The organism is Kluyvera fluvialis, assembly GCF_059725275.1.
The window spans coordinates 1,044,301-1,065,596 of sequence record NZ_AP046142.1 but is presented as its reverse complement, the minus strand read 5'-3'; the positions used below and the strand labels follow the sequence as shown (position 1 = coordinate 1,065,596).

21 protein-coding genes are annotated in these 21,296 nt (G+C 53.6%); 4 read left to right on the top strand and 17 right to left on the bottom strand.

The window, feature by feature from the left end:
• The first annotated feature begins 17 nt into the window (after nt 1-17).
• Together AC6I4B_RS05125 and mutS are read left to right on the top strand one after the other, a co-directional pair.
• Nucleotides 18-653 (top strand): two component system response regulator, encoded by a 636-nt coding sequence (locus AC6I4B_RS05125; RefSeq protein ID WP_497770099.1) that lies wholly within the window; start codon nt 18-20, stop codon nt 651-653.
• A 290-nt stretch (nt 654-943) separates the two neighbouring features.
• Nucleotides 944-3,505: a DNA mismatch repair protein MutS gene (mutS, locus tag AC6I4B_RS05120; RefSeq protein WP_497770098.1), complete on the top strand. Its 2,562-nt coding sequence runs from the start codon at nt 944-946 to the stop codon at nt 3,503-3,505.
• A 62-nt stretch (nt 3,506-3,567) separates the two neighbouring features.
• Here the strand turns inward: mutS and AC6I4B_RS05115 are convergent, their stop codons facing one another.
• From AC6I4B_RS05115 to cysD, 13 genes are all read right to left on the bottom strand, one after another.
• On the bottom strand, nt 3,568-4,374 hold the full coding sequence (locus AC6I4B_RS05115) for a pentapeptide repeat-containing protein (protein WP_497770096.1): 807 nt from the start codon (nt 4,372-4,374) through the stop codon (nt 3,568-3,570).
• Between the two features lie 241 nt (nt 4,375-4,615).
• Nucleotides 4,616-5,608: an RNA polymerase sigma factor RpoS gene (gene rpoS / locus AC6I4B_RS05110; RefSeq protein ID WP_064543125.1), complete on the bottom strand. Its 993-nt coding sequence runs from the start codon at nt 5,606-5,608 to the stop codon at nt 4,616-4,618.
• 117 nt (nt 5,609-5,725) lie between these two features.
• Nucleotides 5,726-6,874 carry a murein hydrolase activator NlpD gene (gene nlpD, locus AC6I4B_RS05105; RefSeq protein WP_497770094.1) on the bottom strand — a complete coding sequence of 383 codons (1,149 nt, stop codon included), beginning with the start codon at nt 6,872-6,874 and terminating at the stop codon, nt 5,726-5,728.
• A 122-nt stretch (nt 6,875-6,996) separates the two neighbouring features.
• Entirely contained in the window at nt 6,997-7,626 is a 630-nt protein-coding gene (locus AC6I4B_RS05100) for a protein-L-isoaspartate(D-aspartate) O-methyltransferase (RefSeq protein ID WP_497770093.1), read from the bottom strand.
• Nucleotides 7,620-8,381, bottom strand: coding sequence for a 5'/3'-nucleotidase SurE (gene surE / locus AC6I4B_RS05095; protein WP_497770091.1), 762 nt, complete (start codon nt 8,379-8,381; stop codon nt 7,620-7,622). The genes AC6I4B_RS05100 and surE overlap by 7 nt, the downstream gene beginning before the upstream one ends.
• Nucleotides 8,362-9,411: a tRNA pseudouridine(13) synthase TruD gene (gene truD, locus AC6I4B_RS05090; protein ID WP_497770090.1), complete on the bottom strand. Its 1,050-nt coding sequence runs from the start codon at nt 9,409-9,411 to the stop codon at nt 8,362-8,364. The genes surE and truD overlap by 20 nt, the downstream gene beginning before the upstream one ends.
• Nucleotides 9,408-9,887 (bottom strand): 2-C-methyl-D-erythritol 2,4-cyclodiphosphate synthase, encoded by a 480-nt coding sequence (ispF, locus tag AC6I4B_RS05085; protein WP_497770089.1) that lies wholly within the window; start codon nt 9,885-9,887, stop codon nt 9,408-9,410. Before ispF ends, truD begins: the two co-directional genes overlap by 4 nt.
• Before the next feature lie 15 nt (nt 9,888-9,902).
• Nucleotides 9,903-10,598: a 2-C-methyl-D-erythritol 4-phosphate cytidylyltransferase gene (gene ispD, locus AC6I4B_RS05080; protein ID WP_497770087.1), complete on the bottom strand. Its 696-nt coding sequence runs from the start codon at nt 10,596-10,598 to the stop codon at nt 9,903-9,905.
• Nucleotides 10,599-10,617: 19 nt separating this feature from the next.
• Nucleotides 10,618-10,935: a cell division protein FtsB gene (ftsB, locus tag AC6I4B_RS05075; protein ID WP_497770086.1), complete on the bottom strand. Its 318-nt coding sequence runs from the start codon at nt 10,933-10,935 to the stop codon at nt 10,618-10,620.
• A gap of 162 nt (nt 10,936-11,097) precedes the next feature.
• Nucleotides 11,098-11,424 carry a DUF3561 family protein gene (locus AC6I4B_RS05070; RefSeq protein WP_497770084.1) on the bottom strand — a complete coding sequence of 109 codons (327 nt, stop codon included), beginning with the start codon at nt 11,422-11,424 and terminating at the stop codon, nt 11,098-11,100.
• 43 nt (nt 11,425-11,467) lie between these two features.
• Nucleotides 11,468-12,073 carry an adenylyl-sulfate kinase gene (gene cysC, locus AC6I4B_RS05065; RefSeq protein WP_497770083.1) on the bottom strand — a complete coding sequence of 202 codons (606 nt, stop codon included), beginning with the start codon at nt 12,071-12,073 and terminating at the stop codon, nt 11,468-11,470.
• Entirely contained in the window at nt 12,073-13,500 is a 1,428-nt protein-coding gene (cysN, locus tag AC6I4B_RS05060; protein WP_497770081.1) for a sulfate adenylyltransferase subunit CysN, read from the bottom strand. The genes cysC and cysN overlap by 1 nt, the downstream gene beginning before the upstream one ends.
• Nucleotides 13,501-13,509: 9 nt before the next feature.
• Complete coding sequence (cysD, locus tag AC6I4B_RS05055; protein ID WP_497770079.1) at nt 13,510-14,418, bottom strand: sulfate adenylyltransferase subunit CysD; 909 nt, start codon at nt 14,416-14,418, stop codon at nt 13,510-13,512.
• A gap of 324 nt (nt 14,419-14,742) precedes the next feature.
• Between cysD and AC6I4B_RS05050 the strand changes: the two genes are divergently transcribed.
• Complete coding sequence (locus tag AC6I4B_RS05050; RefSeq protein WP_497770078.1) at nt 14,743-15,789, top strand: aminopeptidase; 1,047 nt, start codon at nt 14,743-14,745, stop codon at nt 15,787-15,789.
• Between the two features lie 66 nt (nt 15,790-15,855).
• Here the strand turns inward: AC6I4B_RS05050 and AC6I4B_RS05045 are convergent, their stop codons facing one another.
• From AC6I4B_RS05045 to cysJ, 4 genes are all read right to left on the bottom strand, one after another.
• Entirely contained in the window at nt 15,856-16,008 is a 153-nt protein-coding gene (locus tag AC6I4B_RS05045; protein ID WP_497770076.1) for a Hok/Gef family protein, read from the bottom strand.
• Between the two features lie 264 nt (nt 16,009-16,272).
• Nucleotides 16,273-17,007: a phosphoadenosine phosphosulfate reductase gene (gene cysH / locus AC6I4B_RS05040; RefSeq protein WP_497770074.1), complete on the bottom strand. Its 735-nt coding sequence runs from the start codon at nt 17,005-17,007 to the stop codon at nt 16,273-16,275.
• A 54-nt stretch (nt 17,008-17,061) separates the two neighbouring features.
• Complete coding sequence (gene cysI, locus AC6I4B_RS05035) at nt 17,062-18,774, bottom strand: assimilatory sulfite reductase (NADPH) hemoprotein subunit (protein ID WP_497770073.1); 1,713 nt, start codon at nt 18,772-18,774, stop codon at nt 17,062-17,064.
• Nucleotides 18,774-20,576: an NADPH-dependent assimilatory sulfite reductase flavoprotein subunit gene (gene cysJ / locus AC6I4B_RS05030; RefSeq protein WP_497770071.1), complete on the bottom strand. Its 1,803-nt coding sequence runs from the start codon at nt 20,574-20,576 to the stop codon at nt 18,774-18,776. Before cysJ ends, cysI begins: the two co-directional genes overlap by 1 nt.
• Before the next feature lie 322 nt (nt 20,577-20,898).
• On the opposite strand from cysJ, the gene queD reads away from it, so the two are divergent.
• On the top strand, nt 20,899-21,264 hold the full coding sequence (gene queD / locus AC6I4B_RS05025; RefSeq protein ID WP_497770069.1) for a 6-carboxytetrahydropterin synthase QueD: 366 nt from the start codon (nt 20,899-20,901) through the stop codon (nt 21,262-21,264).
• The last annotated feature ends 32 nt before the right edge of the window (nt 21,265-21,296 follow it).

Here is a 21,296-nt window from a genome sequence, read left to right as displayed (position 1 = left end):
TCAAGAGGTAATACAAAATGCACGATCATAGAATCCTGCTGGTCGACGACCATGAACTGATTATAAATGGAATAACTACTCTGCTCGCCCCTTATCCGCGCTTCCACATTGTCGCCCACATTGACGACGGCCTGGAGGTTTACAACGCCTGTCGCATCCATGAACCGGATATCGTGGTGCTTGATTTGGGGCTACCCGGTATCAACGGGTTGGACCTCATCCCACAGCTACGTCGCCGTCTGCCGCAAATGGCGATTCTGGCCTATACCGCCTATATGGATGAGATTATGGCGATACGCACGCTAAGTGCGGGGGCGCTGGGGTATGTATTGAAGAACAGTAGTCGTCAAATCCTGTTGGCGGCATTACAAAGCGTTGCGGTAAACAAATGCTATATCGATCCATCGCTGAATCGTGAGGCAATTAACGCGGCGCTGAACGTCAAAAATGACAGCACGGAAATACTCACGCCCCGCGAACGGCAAATACTCAAACTCATCGCCGACGGCTTTACCAACCGACTCATCGGCGAGCGGCTTTGTATTAGCGTCAAAACCGTAGAGACACATCGGTTAAATATCATGCGAAAACTGAATGTACATAAAGTGACAGAACTGCTTATCTGCGCACGTCGGTTGGGTCTGACTGAATAATAATTTCTGGCACACCATGCTTTGTCAGCCACGGTTCTTGCCAATTCTGCCTTTATCTTTATCGGCTGAGCACTGTCGTTTTTCTCGATTGTAACGACAGTGACTCTGCCCGCTGTTTTCCTGCCATAAAGACTCCGTTATCATGCTCCCTACGTATTCATGAAGCTACATTTTACCCCCATCAAAAAATGCAGGATTTCATGAGATCCAATGAGAAAAAGTGCCGCTTAAAGAGAACAATAAATAAACACTAACTCATTAAAACTTAAGAAAATGGATATCACAAACCTATGAGCACAATAGAAAATCTCGACGCACACACGCCGATGATGCAGCAGTACCTCAAGCTGAAGGCACAACATCCAGAAATTCTGCTGTTTTATCGCATGGGCGACTTCTACGAGCTGTTTTATGACGATGCCAAACGCGCATCGCAGCTTCTGGATATCTCTCTAACTAAGCGCGGGGCGTCTGCGGGTGAACCTATCCCGATGGCCGGTATTCCGCATCATGCGGTAGAAAACTACCTCGCCAAGCTGGTGAATCAGGGCGAATCGGTGGCCATTTGCGAACAAATTGGCGACCCTGCCACCAGCAAAGGCCCGGTGGAACGTAAAGTGGTACGCATCGTCACGCCAGGCACTATCAGCGATGAAGCGCTGCTGCAAGAGCGCCAGGATAACCTGCTGGCGGCTATTTGGCAGGACAGTAAAGGCTACGGTTATGCCACGCTGGATATTAGCTCCGGGCGTTTTCGCGTTAGCGAACCAGCAGACCGCGAAACGATGGCAGCCGAGCTACAGCGCACCAACCCTGCCGAGCTGCTGTATGCGGAAGATTTTGCCGAGATGGCGCTGATTGATGGCCGTCGCGGCCTGCGTCGCCGCCCGCTGTGGGAATTTGAAATCGACACCGCGCGCCAACAGCTCAATATGCAGTTTGGTACGCGCGATTTGATTGGCTTCGGCGTTGAAAATGCTCCGCGCGGGCTGTGTGCCGCAGGCTGCCTGCTGCAATACGTTAAAGATACCCAGCGCACTTCGCTGCCGCACATCCGCTCAATCACCATGGAGCGCCAGCAGGACAGCATCATTATGGATGCCGCCACGCGTCGCAATCTGGAGATAACCCAGAATCTGGCGGGCGGATTCGAAAATACGCTGGCCTCAGTGCTTGACTGCACCGTGACTCCGATGGGCAGCCGTATGCTTAAACGCTGGCTGCATATGCCAGTGCGCGATACCAAAGTGCTTCTCGAGCGCCAGCAAACTATCGGTGCATTGCAGGATGCAACCAGTGAGCTACAGCCGGTGCTGCGCCAGGTGGGCGATCTGGAGCGCATTCTCGCTCGTCTGGCGCTGCGCACTGCGCGCCCGCGCGATCTGGCGCGGATGCGTCATGCCTTCCAGCAACTGCCAGAACTGCGTGCGCAGTTAGAAAGCGTCAACAGCGCCCCGGTTCAAATGCTGCGCGAGAAAATGGGCGAGTTCACCGAACTGCGTGAGCTGCTGGAGCGCGCTATTATCGATGCGCCGCCGGTGCTGGTGCGCGACGGTGGCGTCATCGCCCCGGGTTATCATGCAGAGCTGGACGAATGGCGCGCGCTGGCGGATGGCGCAACCGACTATCTCGACCGTCTGGAAATCCGCGAGCGCGAGCGGACTGGTCTTGATACGCTAAAAGTGGGCTACAACGCCATTCACGGTTATTACATCCAGATTAGCCGTGGGCAAAGCCACATGGCGCCGATTAACTATGTGCGCCGCCAGACGTTAAAAAACGCCGAGCGCTACATTATTCCTGAGCTGAAAGAGTACGAAGACAAAGTTCTGACCTCGAAAGGCAAAGCGCTGGCGCTGGAAAAACAGCTCTATGATGAGCTGTTCGACCTGCTGCTGCCCCACCTGGCGGATCTCCAACAAAGCGCCAGTGCGCTGGCGGAGCTGGACGTGTTGGTGAACCTGGCGGAACGCGCCTATACGCTGAACTACACCTGCCCAACCTTTACCGACAAACCCGGTATTCGGATTACCGAAGGCCGCCATCCGGTCGTCGAGCAAGTGCTGAACGAGCCGTTTATCGCCAACCCGTTGAACCTGTCGCCACAGCGCCGGATGCTGATTATTACCGGCCCGAATATGGGCGGTAAAAGTACCTATATGCGCCAAACGGCGCTGATTGCGCTGCTGGCGTACATCGGCAGCTATGTTCCGGCGCAGAGCGTCGAGATTGGCCCTATCGACCGTATCTTTACCCGCGTGGGTGCGGCGGATGACCTGGCGTCTGGTCGCTCCACCTTTATGGTCGAGATGACCGAAACCGCGAATATTCTGCATAACGCCACCGAGCACAGCCTGGTGCTGATGGACGAAATTGGCCGGGGGACGTCAACCTACGATGGCCTGTCGCTGGCCTGGGCCTGCGCGGAAAATCTGGCCAATAAGATTAAAGCGCTGACCCTGTTCGCCACCCATTACTTCGAGCTAACCCAGTTGCCGGAGAAAATGGAAGGCGTTGCTAACGTTCATCTGGATGCGCTGGAGCACGGCGAAACCATCGCCTTTATGCACAGCGTACAAGACGGCGCGGCGAGCAAAAGCTACGGCCTGGCGGTTGCAGCGCTGGCAGGAGTGCCGAAAGAGGTGATTAAGCGCGCGCGCCAGAAACTGCGCGAGCTGGAAAGTATTTCACCGAATGCGGCAGCCACCCAGGTGGATGGCACGCAAATGTCGCTGCTGTCTGCGCCAGAAGAAACCTCCCCAGCGGTCGAAGCGCTGGAGAATCTGGATCCGGATTCGCTAAGCCCACGTCAGGCGCTGGAGTGGATTTATCGCCTGAAAGGAATGGTATAAATAATCAGGCCGCGAAGCTCCTTTCGCGGCCTGATTTATAATGATATCTGCGGTTTCTTTATTCAGATTTGAATTCGTAACGTGACATCCGAAAGCACAGCGAACTTCATGTTAGCGTGCGAAAAATCACCGTTAACAATAGAGGAACCCAGCAAACTGGCATTTTCGAGATTGGCGTTAACAAACTTGCAGTTATTAATAACGCCCCCGGTAATAATCGCCCCTTCCAGACAAGCACCAGATAAATCAGTATGGTTCATCAATACCCCTGACAGATTTGAATGCTGAAGATTGGCATGTGAAAGATCGGCCATAAATAGGTTTGACTCTTCCATGATGGCGTGACTCAGGTCTGCGTATGATAGATCCTCCCCCATAAGATTCGCATCAGAGAGATCCGCGCCTTGCAGGTACATCCCGCCATTTGGGCTTAATACGGTAGCATACTGGGGAATTGAAAATTCGTGTCTGAACAGCAATGTCTTACATACTTTTTCGAATATATCAGCACTCACCTGTGCCGATTCCGATTCGCCATTTTTACTGACGTTCACGACGATCCGTTTCGATGAGCGCCCCGCATCAGCAAGGGAAAACGTCACCTTATAGCCTTTAAAATCATTTAATATGATGTTTTGTGGTAATGCTTTTTTTCTGTCACATTCGTTTTTTATCAACACATCAGCCATCAATTGTACGAAGGCTTGATATTGTTTTTCATTATTCTGGCGAATTCGGCCAAAAGTAAAAAAGTTACTTATATCTTGCAGGAGACTTTTTGGCGATGAAGCCTCCGGCGTCACTGAGATTGTACCAAGACCAGCAACAGAGGCTGCCATATGATTCAAGCTGACTAATGAGTGGTCCATAATTCTTTCTCAGGTTGATTATTTTGTGAGAAGTACATCATCATGACCAATTTATAGGAACAGGGTTATTACCCTATAAAGCTATAACTATGTAGGGTCTATTATCTTATTATCACACGGCAGGAGGAGTCCCGACCTTTTGCACAATGCGTAATGCTCAGCGTAATACTCACGCTAGCCGTTAAAAAACGGGCAAAGAAAAAGGCCAGCCTCGCGACTGACCTCTTTGAGCAAAACCTGATTATTCGCGGAATAGCGCTTCGATATTCAGCCCCTGAGTCTGCAAGATTTCACGCAGACGACGAAGACCTTCAACCTGAATCTGACGCACGCGTTCGCGGGTCAGGCCAATCTCGCGACCCACATCTTCAAGCGTTGCAGCTTCATACCCCAACAGGCCAAAACGACGCGCCAGCACTTCCCGTTGTTTGGCGTTCAGTTCGAACAGCCATTTCACGATGCTTTGCTTCATGTCATCGTCTTGCGTGGTGTCTTCCGGGCCGTTTTCATTTTCATCGGCCAGGATATCCAGCAGCGCTTTTTCAGAATCCCCGCCCAGCGGCGTATCAACTGAAGTGATGCGTTCATTGAGACGCAGCATACGGCTTACGTCATCAACGGGCTTGTCTAACTGTTCGGCTATCTCTTCGGCGCTCGGCTCGTGATCCAATTTGTGTGACAATTCACGAGCGGTGCGCAGATAGACGTTCAGCTCTTTAACAATATGGATTGGCAGACGAATAGTACGGGTTTGGTTCATGATAGCCCGTTCAATGGTCTGACGAATCCACCAGGTCGCGTAGGTTGAAAAGCGGAACCCGCGCTCTGGGTCAAACTTCTCTACGGCACGAATCAGCCCCAGATTGCCCTCTTCGATAAGGTCCAGCAGCGCCAGACCACGATTGCCATAACGGCGAGCAATTTTCACCACCAGACGGAGGTTACTTTCAATCATTCGGCGGCGTGAGGCAACATCGCCACGCAGAGCACGACGAGCAAAATAGACTTCTTCTTCAGCGGTCAATAACGGAGAATAACCGATCTCACCCAGATAAAGCTGAGTCGCATCGAGCACACGTTGAGTTGCCCCTTGCGATAAAAGCTCTTCCTCAGCAAGTTCGTTGTCACTGGGTTCCTCTTCGTTCAAGGCTTTTTCGTCAAAAACCTCTACTCCATTCTCATCAAATTCCGCGTCTTCATTTAAATCATGAACTTTCAGCGTATTCTGACTCATTTTAAGGTGGCTCCTACCCGTGATCCCCAGGCAATGCACCTTATCATGTCACTCTTCAGGTGGCCTCTGCGGCTGCCGATGCCACCTGAAAGCGTTCATGTGAAGTACTTTGCCGAATTATCGCTGCGGTAAATATTGCAGCGGGTTGACGGATTTCCCCTTGTAACGAATTTCAAAATGCAAACGTGTTGAACTGGTTCCGGTGCTACCCATGGTAGCGATTTTCTGCCCCGCCTTGACGTCCTGTTGTTCCCGGACCAGCATTGTATCGTTATGAGCGTAGGCACTCAGGTAATCATCGTTGTGTTTGATGATAATAAGATTACCGTAACCGCGCAGTGCGTTACCGGCATAGACGACGCGCCCATCGGCGGTTGCGACGATTGCCTGTCCTTTACTGCCCGCAATATCGATACCTTTGTTGCCACCGTCGGTGCCGCTAAAGTTTTCGATAATCTTGCCGTCAGTTGGCCAGCGCCATGTAGAGATTGGAGAACTGGTTGAAGTACTGCTGGCAGTCGGTACGGTTGTGCTCGCAGTTGGTGCTGTTACAGGCGCTGTGACGGTGGTCGTCGCAGGCTTGTTATTAGGCAACATTTTGTTAGCACTTTGTTCACCTGAGTCCTCAGAATACGTAATTGTCGTAGTGGACGCAACAGCTCCGGTGGAATTTTGTGCAGGTTTTGAGACTAATCCTGAATTTCCACTGCTGGCCTGTGCGCTGGCAACGGCGACCGGATTATTGCCGGTAATCGGCTGACCGGAGGCATTGCCCACCTGGAGTACCTGGCCGACGTTCAACGCATACGGCGCAGCAACATTGTTGCGCTGCGCCAGGTCACGGAAGTCATTGCCGGTGACCCAGGCAATATAGAACAGAGTATCGCCATGCTTCACGGTGTAGGTGCTGCCACCGGTGTAGCTGCCTTTGGGAATATCACCGTATTTACGGTTATAGACGATATGGCCGTTTTCAACCTGTACCGGCTGTTCAGCAACCGGCTGCGTCACACGCGGCTGGGTCTGCACCGGCTGAGTTTGAATCGGTTGGATGGGTTGAATCTGAGGCGTTGACTGCGCCGTGCTCCCCATTTTCGGCGGCGGCGTTATCAACATGCCGGAGTTCGTGCTGCTGGAGCCGTTACTGTTAACGGAACTCACTGGCGCAGGCGCATTATTCGAAGAAGAACAACCGGCCAGCCAAAGTGATACCAGTGATAATGCCACAACACGATTTACGGTGAATTTAGGGCTTCCCGCGCTCATTTATCCCCCAGGAATAGGTTAACTACCAGTGACTTAATACCGCGCAAGGCACGTCATGAACACTGAAAAATGTGTTCACCATACGCTGAATTATGCCGAAAACCCTCAGACAAATCTGGGTCTCAGGCCAACTCCCCTTTCACCAGGGGAACGAAGCGAACGGCCTCGACGGTATCTATAATGAACTCGCCTCCCCGCCGATGAACACGTTTCAAATACTGCTGATCATCGCCCACGGGCAAAACGAGAATGCCGCCTTCGTCCAGTTGCGACATGAGCGCAACCGGAATCTCCAGCGGAGCCGCCGTAACAATGATGGCATCAAATGGGGCACGCGCTTGCCACCCCTGCCAACCATCGCCGTGGCGAGTTGATACATTATGCAAATCAAGCTGCTTCAGGCGACGTCGCGCGTGCCATTGCAGGCTTTTGATCCGCTCAACGGAACAGACGTGATGCACCAGATGCGCCAGAATCGCCGTCTGATAGCCCGAACCGGTGCCGATTTCCAGCACGCGCGAGTCCGGCGTCAGCTCCAGCAGTTCGGTCATTCGCGCCACCATATACGGCTGCGAAATAGTCTGGCCCTGGCCTATTGGTAGCGCCACGTTTTCCCACGCGTTGTGTTCAAACGCTTCATCAATAAATTTATCGCGTGGAACCTGCGCCATCGCGTCGAGCACCCGTTCATCACGGATACCCAACTGGCGAAGCTGATTCAGCAGGCTTTGGACACGTTTACTGACTACCATTGCGCATCGACCCTCGTTTGCTCAAGCCAGCCGCTAACCACGTCGTGAGCGGCATAGGCCGTGAGGTCAACATGCAGCGGAGTCACCGACACATAACCGGCATCAACGGCGGCAAAGTCGGTATCCGGGCCGGCGTCGCATTGGTCGCCCGGTGGGCCAATCCAGTACAGCGTATTACCGCGCGGGTCTTGCTGTGGAATGACTTTATCCGCCGGATGGCGGCTGCCACAGCGGGTTACGCGAATGCCTTTGATTTGGTCGAGCGGCAGGTCTGGAACGTTGACGTTCAGAATGCGCCCGGTGCGCAGCGGCTCACGCGCCAGTGCGCGCAGCAACGAGCAGGTCACAGCGGCAGCAGTGTCATAGTGCTGATAACCGTTTAACGACACCGCCAGCGCGGGAAAGCCTAAATGGCGGCCCTCCATCGCGGCAGCGACAGTGCCGGAGTAAATCACGTCATCGCCCAGATTTGGCCCAGCGTTAATGCCAGACACCACGATATCCGGGCGCGGACGCATCAGCGCATTGACCCCCAGATAGACACAGTCCGTCGGCGTGCCCATCTGTACGGCAATGTCGCCGTTATCGAATGTGAAAGTACGAAGCGAGGACTCCAGCGTCAGCGAATTCGACGCGCCGCTGCGGTTACGATCGGGTGCGACTACCTGAACCTCGGCAAACTCCCGCAAGGCTCTGGCCAGCGTTTGAATACCTGGCGCATGAACCCCGTCATCGTTACTCAGCAATATTCGCATAATCACCTGTTGTATTGATAAGTTCCCTTACCACGCTGGTGGCGAAGCTGCCCGCCGGAAGCCAGAAACGTAGCTCGACGGTGACATCATCCCACCAGTTCCAGCTCATCTGCTGTGGATACAGCAGCATGGCACGGCGCGCGGCCTCGACTTTTTCGCGCTGCAATAATGTTTGCAGCGCCGTCTCTTCGGCCAGCACGGTGTGTTCAAATTCCAGAGCGCTACGCTGGGTTCCCCAGTCGCCGATGCCCGGCAACGCGGCGGTAATCATTAACTCACGCGCATCGACACGAGCCTGCAAGCCTGGCATCTCTTCGTCGCTGGCAACAAACCAGCTGCCACGCCCGGCTAATTGTAGCGCATCGCCGTCAACAACTTGATTAAAGTCCGGTTTTTTTAGACGCTCACTCACTATCTGATTAAACAACGCACTACGGGCCGCCGACAACCAAAAACTGCGTTTATTCCGATCGCGTACTGGTGCTCCGCTTTCCGCCCAACGCAATGCGCCGAGCAGGTTGCTGCCGCCGATACCAAAGCGCTGAGAGCCAAAGTAGTTCGGCACGCCGCGTTCAGTAATCGCCTGTAGGCGCGCTTCAACGTCATCACGCCCCTGCACGTCGCGCAGAATCAAGGTGAACTGGTTACCTTTTAGCGCGCCTAAACGCAGCTTACGCTTATGGCGCGCATATTCCAGCACCTGACAACCTTCAAGCTGAAACTGGCTTAAATCCGGCATCTCTTTGCCCGGTACGCGCGCGCAAAGCCACTGCTCGGTGACGGCGTGTTTGTCTTTTTGCCCCGCAAAGCTGACTTCACGAGCATGGATTTTCAGGAACTTCGCCAGCGCATCGGCAACAAACCGTGTGTTGCAGCCGTTTTTCAGGATCCGCACCAGAATGTGCTCGCCTTCGCCGTCTGGCTCAAAGCCTAAATCTTCCACCACCAGAAAATCTTCCGGGTTAGCTTTCAGCACCCCGTTGCCCTGCGGTTTACCGTGCAGATAGGTGAGTGCATCAAACGCAATCATGACGCCGCCTTATTCAGCAGAGCCACCGCTTCGCAGGCGATGCCTTCGCCGCGTCCGGTGAAGCCGAGTTTCTCGGTGGTGGTCGCTTTAACGTTCACGTCGTCCATATGGCAACCGAGGTCTTCAGCAATAAACACGCGCATTTGCGGAATATGCGGCAACATTTTCGGTGCCTGGGCAATGATCGTGACATCGACGTTACCGAGGGTGTAGCCCTTCGCCTGTACGCGACGCCACGCTTCGCGCAGCAGTTCACGGCTGTCGGCGCCTTTAAACGCCGGATCGGTGTCCGGGAACAGTTTACCGATATCACCCAGCGCCGCAGCGCCCAATAACGCGTCGGTTAATGCATGTAGCGCCACGTCACCATCAGAGTGCGCCAGCAGTCCTTTTTCATACGGGATACGTACGCCGCCAATGATAATCGGGCCTTCGCCGCCAAACGCGTGTACGTCAAAACCGTGTCCAATTCGCATTATGCTTTCTCCAGGTCAACCCGAGCGGGTGAGGTAAAATTCAGCGAGCGCCAAGTCTTCCGGGCGAGTCACCTTAATATTATCAGCACGTCCGGCAATCAACTCGGGATGAAAGCCGCAATATTCTAACGCCGATGCTTCGTCGGTAATCGTCGCCCCTTCGTTCAACGCACGCGTTAAACACTCCAGCAGAAGTTCTCGCGGGAAAAACTGCGGCGTCAGAGCATGCCATAAATCGTTACGATCCACCGTGTGGGCTATCGCTGTTTTCCCCGGTTCACCACGTTTCATGGTGTCGCGCACGGGAGCCGCCAGAATACCGCCAACGCGGCTGTGCTCACGCAAGGCCAGCAGGCGCGTTAAGTCGTCCTGATGCAGACACGGACGCGCGGCGTCATGCACCAGCACCCATTGCGCATCGTTAATCACGCGCAGCCCGGCCAATACGGAATCGGCACGTTCAGCGCCGCCTTCAACGACGGTAATTTGCGGGTGTTGGGCGAGCGGAAGTTGCTGGAAGCGTTCGTCTCCGGCGGAGACAGCAATAATCACCCGTTGGACGCAGGCATTCGCCAGCAGAGCATCCACCGAGTGTTCAAGAATCGTTTTGTTACCGATTGAGAGGTATTGTTTTGGGCAGTCCGTTTGCATGCGGCGGCCAAATCCGGCTGCCGGTACTACGGCGCATACGCCCGCAGAAGTTACGGCCATGTCGTCATCCTGGGACTATTTATCGATTAGTTTGCGTTTGCCCCGCGTTCTGGTTGCGTTTGGACGCATCCGGCACCAGACGATAAAACGTTTCGCCCGGGCGAGTCATGCTGAGTTCGTTACGCGCGCGTTCTTCGATAGCCTCTTGCCCGCCATTGAGGTCATCAATTTCGGCGAACAGCTGATCGTTGCGCGATTTTAATTTTGCGTTGGTTGTCTGTTGAACGGATACATCATCACGGACGCGGCTAAAGTCGTGCAGACCGTTCTTTCCGAACCACAATGAATATTGTAGCCATACCAGCAAAGCCAGTAACAGCAGCGTTAATTTACCCATCCAGCCCCCTGAAAAACGGCACTATCATCCCATAACTCGCCGTCATACTCCACTCCGGCCGCAGGCAATCCGTATATCGCCGGAAATGTACCACATTTCACCGAGGGAAAAAGCGTTCTCATGACAGCGCAGCATAGCCTGATGACGCCTACGACTAAGGCATTAACTCATAATCCATGTGAATAACAAACCGCACAGTATGGCGACCATCAACAATGTTGCAATAATGGTATAAATCAGTTTGCCTTTCATCAACGAGTGAAAAGCAACGCCCACCACTACCGCAACCGGCATCAGGGCAAGAAAGAAAGGCCACGTGTACAAAAAGAAGAATAGCGTGTTATTGCCGTAGTACAGATAGGGGATACCCAGAGCCATCAACCACGCTGCAAAGCCGACAAAAGCCCCTGACAAAGACCAGTTGGTTTCATCATAAGTAGGGGCTAGCGGCTCCGTTTGGGCCACGTTGAGGTTCTGAGTATTGCGCATAAAAAGTCCTGTTAGGCCGGAGTAAGCAAATTCCGGCACGTTTTCAGGATCTGATAATATCGCTCTGTCTCAGCAGATCTAATAATTGCGCGACCAAATTTGTTACTAATTGTTCACCATTGAGGTGAATAGCCGGATGATCTGGATATTCATACACTGAATCAATCCCGGTGAAATTGCGTAATTCTCCGGCACGCGCTTTTTTGTATAGCCCTTTGGGGTCGCGGGCTTCACAGGTTGCCAACGGGGTATCGACAAACACTTCGAAGAACCTGTCTTCCCCCACTCGCTCACGCACCATTTGACGCTCGGCGCGGTGTGGCGAGATAAAGGCCGTCAGTACCACCAGGCCTGCATCCACCATCAGTTTTGCAACATCTCCGACTCGACGGATATTCTCTTTTCGGTCAGCATCGCTAAACCCGAGATCGCTGCACAGGCCGTGGCGCACGTTGTCGCCATCCAGCAGATAAGTGCTGACGCCAAGCTGATGCAGCGCTTCTTCCAGCGCACCGGCAACGGTTGATTTACCCGAGCCAGAAAGCCCGGTAAACCACAGCACAACGCCACGGTGACCGTGGAGTTGCTCACGCTGCTGCGCGGTGACGGGATGGGGATGCCAGACGACATTTTCGTCATGCAAAGCCATTAACTCCCTCCCAGTAAATCGCGCGCACCCCAGTGCGGGAAGTGCTTACGCACCAGCGCGTTAAGTTCCAGTTCAAACGGGCTGAACGACGAAGGCTCCAGCGCTTGCTGGCTATTCGGCTCACGCACCATGCCTGCACCAACGGTAACGTTGCTTAAACGGTCAATAAAAATCAGGCCGCCGGTGACTGGGTTTTCCTGGTATTTATCCAGCACCAATGGCTCATCAAAGGTGAGATCGACAAGGCCAATGCCGTTCAGCGGCAATGCTTCAACGTCACGCTGGGTGAGATTGTTGATATCCACCTGATACTGAATGCCGTCCACACGGGCGCGAGTTTTCTTGCCAGCGACTTTGATATCGTAGCTTTGGCCTGCCGCCAGCGGTTGTTCTGCCATCCAGACCACATCGACCGAGGCGCGTTGCACCGCAGGCAGTGAGTCCTGGGCGTCAAGCAACAGGTCGCCACGGCTGATATCAATCTCATCTTTCAGCACCAACGTCACCGCTTCACCGGCGGCGGCGAGTGGCAAGTCACCATCGAAAGTCACAATACGCGCAACGGTAGATTCCACGCCCGACGGCAGCACTTTTATGCGCTGGCCAACCTGCACGTTGCCAGAGGCCACTGTCCCCGAGAAACCACGGAAATCAAGGTTCGGGCGGTTAACGTACTGCACCGGGAAGCGCATCGGTTGAGTCTCCACCGTGCGGCGAATTTCAACCGTTTCCAGCACTTCCAGCAGCGTTGGGCCGCTATACCACGGCATGGTCGCGCTTTGGCTGGCGACGTTATCCCCTTCCAGCGCCGAAAGCGGCACAAAGCGGATATCGAGATTACCCGGCAACTGTTCGGCAAAGGTCAGATATTCTTCGCGAATGCGGTTAAACGTCTCTTCGCTGTAGTCCACGAGATCCATTTTGTTGATAGCCACTACCAGGTGCTTAATCCCCAGCAGCGTTGAAATAAAGCTATGGCGGCGCGTTTGATCAAGCACGCCTTTACGGGCATCAATCAACAGAATGGCTAAGTCACAGGTTGATGCGCCGGTCGCCATATTGCGGGTGTACTGCTCGTGCCCTGGGGTGTCGGCGATAATAAATTTGCGCTTTTCGGTGGAGAAATAGCGGTAAGCCACATCGATAGTAATGCCCTGCTCGCGCTCGGCCTGAAGGCCATCCACCAGCAGCGCAAGATCCAGCTTCTCGCCCTGTGTGCCATGACGTTTGCTGTCATTGTGCAACGAGGAGAGCTGGTCTTCGTAAATCTGGCGGGTGTCGTGCAGCAGGCGGCCAATCAGCGTACTTTTGCCGTCATCGACGCTGCCGCAGGTCAAAAAGCGCAGCAGGCTTTTGTGCTGCTGAGCGTGCAGGTAGGCTTCAACGCCGCCTTCATCGGCAATTTGTTGTGCAATAGTGGTGTTCATGGCGGCTCCTTAGAAATAACCCTGACGTTTTTTAAGCTCCATGGAGCCGGCCTGATCGCGGTCGATAACGCGCCCCTGACGTTCACTGGTGGTCGAAACCAGCATCTCTTCGATAATTTCTGGCAGCGTCTGCGCGTCGGACTCCACCGCGCCGGTCAACGGCCAGCATCCCAGAGTACGGAAGCGCACCATCCGTTTTTTGATAACCTCGCCCGGTTGCAGGTCGATACGGTCATCGTCAATCATCATCAACATGCCATCTCGCTCCAGCACTGGGCGCTCAGCCGCCAGGTACAGCGGAACAATGTCAATATTTTCCAGGTAGATGTACTGCCAGATATCCAGCTCAGTCCAGTTCGACAGCGGGAATACGCGGATGCTTTCGCCTTTGTTGATTTGCCCGTTGTAGTTATGCCAAAGCTCCGGGCGCTGGTTTTTAGGATCCCAGCGGTGGAAGCGGTCACGGAAGGAGTAGATACGTTCTTTGGCGCGCGATTTCTCTTCATCACGGCGCGCGCCGCCAAATGCCGCATCAAAACCATATTTATTCAACGCCTGCTTCAGCCCTTCGGTTTTCATAATGTCGGTATGCTTGGCGCTACCATGCTCGAATGGGTTAATGCCCATCGCCACCCCTTCCGGGTTTTTATGCACCAACAGCTCGCAGCCATAGGCTTTCGCGGTACGGTCGCGGAACTCGTACATCTCACGGAATTTCCAGCCGGTATCAACGTGCAGCAGTGGGAACGGCAGCGTGCCCGGATAAAACGCCTTGCGCGCCAGATGCAGCATCACGCTGGAATCTTTACCGATGGAGTACATCATCACCGGATTAGAAAATTCGGCAGCCACCTCACGGATGATATGGATGCTTTCCGCCTCCAGTTGCCGCAGGTGAGTAAGTCGTTTTTGGTCCATAACCATTCCTTAAGCCTGATTCATTGCACGTTTGTTGTGTTGGAGGTCTGTGTTGTTGGCATGTATTGGGTTGTTGCGGCGGGCGTCGTGCTACAACTCGCTAACAATCAGCAATAGAGGGACTATAGGGGGACGCTTAGACCAAATGAAATTACGAAATGGAATGAGTTGTTACTCAAAGGAATAACGCGGCAGAAAAGCAAATATCAAAAAGTGCTTAACACTCTCTTTTTTCGGCATTTAAGAGCTTTTGAAATTGTGTAATGAAAACCACAGTTTCATACTAGGCGCGTCTATTTTTTTGCTCTGTTGTAAGGACTTCCTATGTTCTCCGCATTGCGCCACTGCATGGCAGCCCTGGCGCTCGGCGTTTGCATTACCCTTCCCGTACAGGCCGTGGCCTCACCGCTGGGAACCATCGCCAATACCCAGGCTCGTTATATCGCCACCTATTTCCCTGGCCGCATTACCGGTACTCCGGCTGAAATGCTGTCTGCAGACTATATTCGCCAACAGTTTGCTGAAATGGGTTACCAGAGCGATATCCGCACGTTTACCAGCCGCTATATCTATACCAGCAAAAATAACCGTAAAAACTGGCACAATATTATTGGCAGTACGGTGATTGCCGCACATGAAGGTAAATCACGTCAGCAAATTATCGTGATGGCGCATCTGGATACCTACGCTCCACACAGCGACAGCGACGTGGAAAAAAACCTTGGCGGCCTTACGCTGCAAGGCATTGACGATAACGCGCTTGGCCTTGGCGTAATGCTGGAATTAGCCGAGCGTTTTAAAAATATCCCCACGCAATATGGCATCCGCTTTATTGCCACCAGCGGCGAGGAAGAAGGCAAACTTGGTGCTGAGAATGTCCTTAATCGCATGAGTAGCGCTGAGAAGAAAAACACGCTGCTGGTTATTAACCTCGACAACTTAGTGGTGGGCGACAAAATCTATTTTAACAGCGGGGTGAAAACACCGGCCTCGGTGCGTAAATTAACCCGCGACCGTGCGCTAAGTCTTGCGCGTAGCCGGGGAATTAGCGCAGCCACCAACCCAGGGCTGAACCCACTGTATCCGCAGGGCACAGGCTGTTGTAACGACGCAGAAGTTTTCGACAAAGCCGGTATTCCAGTGCTTTCCGTCGAGGCCACAAACTGGTCACTCGGCAAAAAAGACGGTTTCCAGCAGCGGGCGAAATCCGCCAGCTTCCCGGAGGGTAACAGTTGGCATAACGCGCATCTCGACAATCAGCAATATATTGATAAAGCGCTGCCAGGGCGTATTGAACGCCGCAGCCGCGATATCGTGCGGGTGATGATGCCGCTGATGAATGAACTGGCGAAAGCGGAGAAGCACGGGTAGTTTGCAGAATGGGTGCTGGAGGACAAAGCCAGACGGTCAATACGCGGGGTTTCCCCCGCGTTGTCGCTACTTCATCGGTTCGTAAGCGAGAATAGCTTTAAACTCCATACCACGCTCCTTGATACTCAATTCACACAGTGAATCGCCTACCATCAGCGTGAACCCTAATGCCGTGATACACAGCACGATGATTGCCACCAGGGCGTACTTTGTTAGCATGTCTTGCCTCCGTGCAGAGAAGAGACTAACATTTGAACTGTCGGGTTCGTACATTAGCCTCAGGTTGATAGAAATATCTCCTGGGGCTTTCGTCTTTCTGGAACCCGGAAAATGCTCAAAGCCCAAAAAGCCTCAAGCACCCGCCGTAATTCTATACCTGGGCAAGCCTGTTTATTTGCTCGTAAACCATTTATGGAATGCCGCTCGCAACAGATAAAAAAACGCCTCCGCATGACGCAAGAGGCGTTAGAGAGACGGCGATAATTACCCTTCGTGCAACCCGCATTCCCGCTTCAGGCCAAAGAAACGCGTTTCTTCTTCTGCCATTCCCGGTTCCCATTTACGGGTTGTATGGGTGTCACCGACCGACAGGTAGCCTTGATCCCACAGCGGATGGTATTTCAGGCCATGCTTTTGCAGGTACTGATACACCGTGCGGTTATCCCAATCGATAATCGGTAGCACTTTAAATATGCCGCGCTGCACAGCCAGCACGGGAAGTGTGGCACGGCTGCCGGACTGCTCACGACGTAGCCCCGCGAACCAGGTTTGTGCGTTGAGTTCTTTTAACGCCCGATTCATCGGCTCTACTTTGTTGATGTCATTGTATTTTTCAATGCCTTCAACGCCCTGTTCCCATAGTTTGCCATAGCGTGCTTCCTGCCAGGCCGCGCTTTCCTGCGCGCGATACACTTTGAGATTGAGTTTGAGTTTGTCCGTTAACTCATCAATAAACTGATAGGTCTCCGGGAACAGGTAGCCGGTATCGGTGAGGATAACCGGGATATCCGGGCGAATTTGATTGACCAAATGCAGGCTGACCGCTGCTTGAATCCCAAAGCTGGACGATAGAACGTATTCACCGGGCAGATTTCCCAGCGCCCAGGCCACACGGCCTTCGGCATCCAGTTTCTCCAGTTGGGCATTGGTTTCAGCCAACGCCAGCACACGATCGACTTTTGGTAGATCATTCAGCGCGTTTAAAGACAGTATGGACATAATGACCTCGTTTGTGTGCTTCCCCTCTCCCCACTGGGGTGAGGGGGAAAGGCGTTATTCCCAGAAATCTCGCGCCGGATCGAGCACTGGGCGAATGATGCCCGCACGCACCGTAAAGTCGCCGAAGCCTTCACCCGCTTCGCGCTCTTTCGCCCAGCGCCCAACCAATTCATCAATCGAGCCGAGAATTTCCGTCTCATTAATATTTTCACGATACATGCGCGGAATACGTGAGCCGCTACGATTGCCACCGATATGCAAGTTATAGCGGCCTGGCGCTTTGCCCACGAGGCCAATTTCCGCCAGCATCGCACGGCCACAGCCGTTCGGGCAGCCAGTGACACGCAGCACGATATGCTCATCGCCCACGCCGTGTTTGCTCATCACTTCTTCAACCTTATCGACAAACGACGGCAGGAAGCGCTCTGCCTCCGCCATTGCCAGCGGGCAGGTTGGGAACGACACGCAGGCCATCGAGTTTTCACGCTGTGCCGTCACCGTATTCATCAGGCCGTGATCGCGCGCCAGTTTTTCGATTTTCGCTTTTTGGCTTTCCGGCACGCTGGCGATGATCAGATTCTGGTTGGCGGTAATACGGAAATCGCCTTTGTGGATCCTGGCTATCTCCAGCAGGCCGGTTTTCAGCGGACGTCCCGGATAATCCAGAATACGACCGTTTTCGATAAACAACGTCAGGTGCCAGTTGTTGTCGATCCCTTTCACCCAACCAATGCGATCGCCGCGACCGGTAAACTCGTACGGGCGGATCGGCGCAAACGTGATCCCCGCCCGGCGCTCGACCTCTTCTTTGAAAGCGTCGATCCCCACACGTTCGAGGGTATATTTGGTTTTGGCATTTTTACGATCGGTGCGGTTGCCCCAGTCACGCTGAGTGGTAACCACCGCTTCCGCCACCGCTAAAGTATGCTCCAGCGGCAGGAAGCCAAACTCGCTCGCGGTGCGGGCGTAGGTTTTCTTGTTGCCGTGCTCAATAGACAAACCGCCGCCAACCAGCAGGTTAAAGCCGACCAGTTTGCCGTTTTCAGCGATCGCCACAAAGTTCATGTCGTTGGCGTGCAGATCGATATCATTCTGCGGCGGGATCACCACCGTCGTTTTAAATTTACGCGGCAAATACGTTGCGCCAAGGATCGGCTCTTCGTCGGTCGTCGCCACTTTCTCTTGATCAAGCCAGATCTCGGCATACGCGCGGGTGCGCGGCAGCAGGTGCTCGGAGATCTTCTTCGCCCATTCGTAGGCTTCGGCATGTAACTGTGATTCGAACGGGTTCGAGGTGCACAGTACGTTACGGTTCATGTCGTTGGCGGTCGCCAGAGCGTCCAGACCAACGGAATGCAGCATCTGATGCACCGGTTTAACGTTCTTTTTCAGAATGCCGTGGAACTGAAAAGTCTGGCGGTTGGTCAGGCGAATACTGCCGTAAATAGTGTTATCAGCGGCGAATTTATCAATCGCTTTCCACTGGGTAGTAGTGATAACCCCGCCTGGCAAGCGGCAGCGCAACAGCATCGCATGGCGCGGTTCCAGCTTTTGCTCGGCGCGCTCGGCGCGGATATCGCGGTCATCCTGCTGGTACATACCGTGGAAACGGATCAACAAGAAGTTATCGCCGTGGAAGCCGCCGGTCAGGCCGTCGTTGAGATCTTCTGCAATAGTGCCGCGCAGAAAGTTGCTCTCACGCTTCATGCGCTCGGCGTCAGTCAGTTTGCCTTCGACCACTAAAGGCCCTGGGTATTTTTCGCTCATTAGTAGACATCTCGCTGATAACGGCGCTCAACGCGCAGCTCACTTAAAAATTCATCCGCCGATTCGATGTCCATTGCACCGAATTCAGCAATCACTTCCAGCAATGCCTGCTCAACGTCTTTCGCCATGCGATTGGCGTCGCCGCAGACATAAATGTGCGCCCCGTCATTGATCCAGCGCCACAGCTCTGCGCCCTGTTCGCGCAGTTTGTCTTGTACGTAGATTTTTTCTTTTTGATCTCTGGACCAGGCTAAGTCGATGCGGTTCAGTACGCCTTCTTTGACGTAACGCTGCCACTCCACCTGATAGAGGAAATCATCAGTAAAGTGCGGGTTACCAAAGAACAACCAGTTTTTACCTTCTGCCCCATTCGCCGCGCGCTGTTGCATAAAGGCGCGGAACGGCGCAATACCAGTGCCGGGGCCAATCATAATGACCGGCGTTTCTGGGTTAGCGGGCAGGCGGAAGTTATCGTTATGCTCGATGAATACCCGAACTTCGCCCTCTTCTTCCACGCGGTCAGCGAGGAAGCTGGAAGCGCCACCCGCGCGCGCGCGGCCTTCGATGTCATAACGCACCACGCCAACGGTCACGTGAACTTCGCTTTCCACTTCCGCTTGCGCAGAGGCAATGGAATACAGGCGCGGGGTTAGCGGGCGAAGCAGGCCGATGAGTGCTTCGGCATCTAACTGCGCCGGAGAGAAACGCACCATATCAACAATCGGCGTTGCTGCCGCATACTGCTGCAACTGCGCTTTGTCGCCCACCAGCGGCAGCAATGACTCGCTGCGGGTCAGCGTGGCGTAGTTTTCCACGATATTGGCGGTATTCACCGTCAGCTCGTAATGCCATTGCAGCGCTTGCGTTAACGGCAGCGTTTTGCCATCCACCGTAACCGGCTCGTCGCCTTTCAGCCACAGCAACTCAACCAACTCTTTGACCAGTTCAGGGTCATTTTGATACCACACGCCCAGCGCGTCGCCCGGCTGGTAACGCAGGCCAGAATCCCCTAAATCAATTTCAATATGACGAACGTCTTTTTGTGAATCACGGCCAGTGATTTTCTGGTTCACCGACAGCGAAGCCGCCAGCGGGGACTCTTTGCTGTACGGGCTGGTGTGCACGTCATTAACCGCACCACTGGCTACCGCCGCCACCGAAGGCGCCGCCGGAGCACGCGCTTTCAGTACCTCCACCAGCCGCTCGCGCCACTGCGCCGCCGCCGTTTGGTATTCGACATCCGCATCGACACGATCGAGCAGGCGTTCAGCACCTAACTCCGCCAGTTTGCTATCGAAGTCTTTACCCGCCTGGCAGAAAAACTCATACGAGGTATCGCCAAGGCTGAATACCGCAAACGCGGTGTCCGTTAATTTCGGCGCTTTTTTCGAGAACAAGAATTTGTGCAGCGCGACCGCTTCTTCCGGTGTCTCCCCTTCACCCTGCGTTGAGGTCACCACAACCAGCAGTTTTTCTGACGCGATTTGTTTGAATTTATAATCCCCGGCGTTAACCAGGTTCACGTTCAGTTTGGCAGCCAGCAAGTCATCACGCAGGGCTTCTGCCACGCGCCGCGCATTGCCGGTTTGTGAAGCAGAGATAAGCGTAATGCCGGGCATTTCGGCGGCGACCGGAGCTGGCGCAGATACCGCAGCGCCAGGCTGCTGATTCAGCACGCCCCAGAAATAGCCAGAAACCCAGGCAAGCTGAGTGGGCGTTAAATCAGACGTGGCGGCCTGAAGGCGCGCCATCTGTTCCGAATTTAACGGAAGTAAAGCGGAAGGAGGGGCCTGTGTTGTCATGCGTTGTTATGTTCCAGTAGTAAAATTTTTCTAATGAGGAAAACAAAACCTGAATAATGACAGGTGAACTAAATGTAAGGTTAACGAGCTGGATAGTAACAATTAAAGAAGGGTTGGAAATATCAAATAACCAAATGGACTAACCCGTTTTTCAGGTAGTTAATAACAATAAAACAGATTAGCCAAGGCATTGATATAGATAAACAATCAGTCTTAATGCGTATAAATTTCGCCTGTTTTACCCTTTTCGCCGTTTTAGTTAATGCAGAAAAATGTGCTTTCCGTTACTATGCGGCGTTTTTTTCCGCAATACTGAGAGTTCATGATGTCCACCACATTGTTTAAAGATTTCACCTTCGAAGCCGCTCACCGCCTGCCGCATGTGCCAGAAGGGCATAAATGCGGTCGTCTGCACGGGCACTCGTTTATGGTGCGTCTTGAGATCACCGGTGAAGTTGATCCCCATACCGGTTGGATTATGGACTTCGCCGAACTGAAAGCTGCCTTCAAACCGACCTACGATCGTCTGGATCACTACTATCTGAACGATATTCCTGGTCTGGAAAACCCGACGAGCGAAGTGCTGTCGCGTTGGATCTGGGAACAGCTTAAACCACAGGTTCCGCTGCTGAGCGCGGTGATGATCAAAGAAACCTGCACCGCAGGCTGCGTCTATCGCGGCGAGTAATCTCGCTCTTCCGGGGAGCCTATCAACGACTC

Coding starts and splice junctions, on each gene's coding strand:
- AC6I4B_RS05125 (WP_497770099.1), top strand. CDS start 18: ATGCACGATCATAGAATCCTGCTGGTCGACGACCATGAACTGATTATA.
- mutS (WP_497770098.1), top strand. CDS start 944: ATGAGCACAATAGAAAATCTCGACGCACACACGCCGATGATGCAGCAG.
- AC6I4B_RS05115 (WP_497770096.1), bottom strand. CDS start 4,374: ATGGACCACTCATTAGTCAGCTTGAATCATATGGCAGCCTCTGTTGCT.
- rpoS (WP_064543125.1), bottom strand. CDS start 5,608: ATGAGTCAGAATACGCTGAAAGTTCATGATTTAAATGAAGACGCGGAA.
- nlpD (WP_497770094.1), bottom strand. CDS start 6,874: ATGAGCGCGGGAAGCCCTAAATTCACCGTAAATCGTGTTGTGGCATTA.
- AC6I4B_RS05100 (WP_497770093.1), bottom strand. CDS start 7,626: ATGGTAGTCAGTAAACGTGTCCAAAGCCTGCTGAATCAGCTTCGCCAG.
- surE (WP_497770091.1), bottom strand. CDS start 8,381: ATGCGAATATTGCTGAGTAACGATGACGGGGTTCATGCGCCAGGTATT.
- truD (WP_497770090.1), bottom strand. CDS start 9,411: ATGATTGCGTTTGATGCACTCACCTATCTGCACGGTAAACCGCAGGGC.
- ispF (WP_497770089.1), bottom strand. CDS start 9,887: ATGCGAATTGGACACGGTTTTGACGTACACGCGTTTGGCGGCGAAGGC.
- ispD (WP_497770087.1), bottom strand. CDS start 10,598: ATGGCCGTAACTTCTGCGGGCGTATGCGCCGTAGTACCGGCAGCCGGA.
- ftsB (WP_497770086.1), bottom strand. CDS start 10,935: ATGGGTAAATTAACGCTGCTGTTACTGGCTTTGCTGGTATGGCTACAA.
- AC6I4B_RS05070 (WP_497770084.1), bottom strand. CDS start 11,424: ATGCGCAATACTCAGAACCTCAACGTGGCCCAAACGGAGCCGCTAGCC.
- cysC (WP_497770083.1), bottom strand. CDS start 12,073: ATGGCTTTGCATGACGAAAATGTCGTCTGGCATCCCCATCCCGTCACC.
- cysN (WP_497770081.1), bottom strand. CDS start 13,500: ATGAACACCACTATTGCACAACAAATTGCCGATGAAGGCGGCGTTGAA.
- cysD (WP_497770079.1), bottom strand. CDS start 14,418: ATGGACCAAAAACGACTTACTCACCTGCGGCAACTGGAGGCGGAAAGC.
- AC6I4B_RS05050 (WP_497770078.1), top strand. CDS start 14,743: ATGTTCTCCGCATTGCGCCACTGCATGGCAGCCCTGGCGCTCGGCGTT.
- AC6I4B_RS05045 (WP_497770076.1), bottom strand. CDS start 16,008: ATGCTAACAAAGTACGCCCTGGTGGCAATCATCGTGCTGTGTATCACG.
- cysH (WP_497770074.1), bottom strand. CDS start 17,007: ATGTCCATACTGTCTTTAAACGCGCTGAATGATCTACCAAAAGTCGAT.
- cysI (WP_497770073.1), bottom strand. CDS start 18,774: ATGAGCGAAAAATACCCAGGGCCTTTAGTGGTCGAAGGCAAACTGACT.
- cysJ (WP_497770071.1), bottom strand. CDS start 20,576: ATGACAACACAGGCCCCTCCTTCCGCTTTACTTCCGTTAAATTCGGAA.
- queD (WP_497770069.1), top strand. CDS start 20,899: ATGATGTCCACCACATTGTTTAAAGATTTCACCTTCGAAGCCGCTCAC.